General features: G+C 43.6%; 1 protein-coding gene. It reads right to left on the reverse strand.

Annotated elements, in window-relative coordinates; translation table 11 throughout:
- Nucleotides 1–55: 55 nt before the first annotated feature.
- On the reverse strand, nt 56–1,927 hold the full coding sequence (locus E5A76_RS02320; RefSeq protein ID WP_161117982.1) for a DEAD/DEAH box helicase: 1,872 nt from the start codon (nt 1,925–1,927) through the stop codon (nt 56–58).
- Between the last annotated feature and the right edge of the window lie 484 nt (nt 1,928–2,411).

The raw sequence follows: 2,411 nt of genomic DNA on the forward strand, positions 1-2,411 counted from the left end.
CAAAAAAGCCGAGTTAAAAACTCGGCTTTTATTTATTCTAGCTTATCAACAATGATTATGCTTCTGAGCGAGGCTTACGGTCACCACGAGGAGCACTATCACGATTACCACGGTAACCACCACGGTTATCATTACCACGGTTACGGTCGAAACGACGCTCACCACCGCGGTTATTGTCGCGGTTACCACGGTAACCACCACGGTTGTTATCACGGTTACCACCACGAGGACGGTGTTCGCGAAGCACTTCACCTTCAACAACTACTGCTTTCACTTCGTTTTGACGAATACGTAGCTTCTTAAGCTGTGCTGCAACTTCTGCAGTCATCTTCTTAGGAAGTTGAACAAACGTGTGAGTTGGAGCTAGTTTAATTGCACCGATGAACTCTTTGCTTAGGCCAAGCTCGTTAGCGATAGCACCAACGATATCTTTAACCTGAACACCTTGCTCACGACCAACTTGTAACTGGTAAGTATCCCAGTCAGCGCTGTTGAATGAACGACGCTCACCACGGTCACGACGATCGCCACGCTCACCGCGGTCACGGTCGTTACCACGACGCTCACGACGTTGTGCTTCACGCTCAATAGCAGCGATCATTGGATCTGGACCTTTGTAGAATAAAGGACGGTTACCTTGCTGACGCTGAAGAAGCATAGCGGCTAGTGTTGCTGCATCAACTTCAATTGACTCTTGTAGTTTTTCAACAAGTTCAACGAATGCATCAACGTTAGTTTGTTCTTTCTGAGCTTGTAGCTCTTCACCTAAACGGCTTAGACGAGCTGCTGCAACCACATCGCGTAGAGGAAGTTGGATTTCTTCCATACGAGACTTAGTTACACGCTCAATAGTACGTAGCATACGGATTTGGTTAGTGCGAACTAGTAGGATCGCTTTACCTGTACGTCCTGCACGACCTGTACGACCGATACGGTGGATGTATGATTCAACATCGAATGGGATATCGTAGTTAAATACGTGTGTAATACGTGGCACATCAAGACCACGAGCAACAACGTCAGTTGCAACTAGGATATCAATCACGCCACGTTTGATGTGATCAACTGTACGCTCACGTAGAGACTGAGGAATATCACCGTGAAGTGCCGCAGCTTTAAAGCCACGAGAACATAGCCAATCAGCTAGGCGCTCAGTATCTTGACGAGTACGTACGAATACGATTGAAGCATCTGTATCTTCAGTTTCAAGAAGACGGCTCATTGCTTCGTCTTTCTCTACGCCTTTAACAACCCAGAACTGCTGCTCAACTTTAGAAACAGTGCGGTTTTCACCAGCAACGTCAATACGCTCAGGGTTACGTAGGAAGCGGTCAACGATTTCTTTAACGATTGGAGGCATAGTTGCAGAGAATAGTACACGCTGTGCACTTTCTGGTGCTTGTTCCATTATCCAAGTTACGTCGTCAACGAAGCCCATCTTCAGCATTTCATCAGCTTCATCAAGAACGAAAGTGTGTACTTCGTCTAGGTGAAGTTGCTTACGAGAGATAAGGTCTTTAACACGACCAGGAGTACCAACAACAATGTGTGCACCATTTTTTAGTGCGCGCATTTGGTCAACGATTGATGCACCACCGTAGATCTCAAGAACTTTAAGACCTTGGATGTTTTGACCAAGCGTTTTCATTTCAGCGGCAACCTGAATCGCAAGCTCACGTGTTGGAGCCATAACAATTGCTTGAGGTTTATGCTGAGATAGGTTTACTTTATTTAGAACTGGAAGTGAGAAAGCTGCTGTTTTACCTGTACCAGTTTGTGCTTTACCTAGTGCATCAACACCTGTAAGAAGAAGAGGAATTGACGCTGCCTGAATAGGCGTAGGAGCAACAAAGCCCATGTTGTCTAGTGCAGATAATAGTGTGTCGGCCAAGTCTAGTTGGCGAAATTCTGTAACAGTTTCTTGCATTGGGATCCCAATATATGATCAACTTAAAAACGGGGCCCCTTTGCTACCAAGGGTTCTGCAACAGCAACCTCAAGCACGGGCCTCGACTAATAGGGGACGCATTGTGCGCTAATACTTGATAAAAAGCCAGAAAAAATTGAGGAACGTCACAAAACACCGACCAAGCAACCATTTATTGAACAATTAGTGCAACAGACAAACACACTGCTTTATAAAGCGACGCTTATATTCACTATGTCATTGTAAACACTTGCAATACATGCATTAAACTAAGGTTAAACCACAATAAAAGTGTTTTTATATTGTACCCTTCCTAATCCCCTACCTAGTATTTCCTTTTCTTATTATTAATTTTATTTTTTTGATAATTGATGAAAATGCAGCCTATTTACAACTTTAGAAGCCCAACGCTTAAAAACACAATAACCAATTGAGTTTTATAAAAAATAAATATAAAGCACAGAATTAAATACTTTTCAAAACA

It is taken from the genome of Photobacterium lucens (assembly GCF_009873615.1).
GTDB classification, from domain to species: domain Bacteria; phylum Pseudomonadota; class Gammaproteobacteria; order Enterobacterales; family Vibrionaceae; genus Photobacterium; species Photobacterium lucens.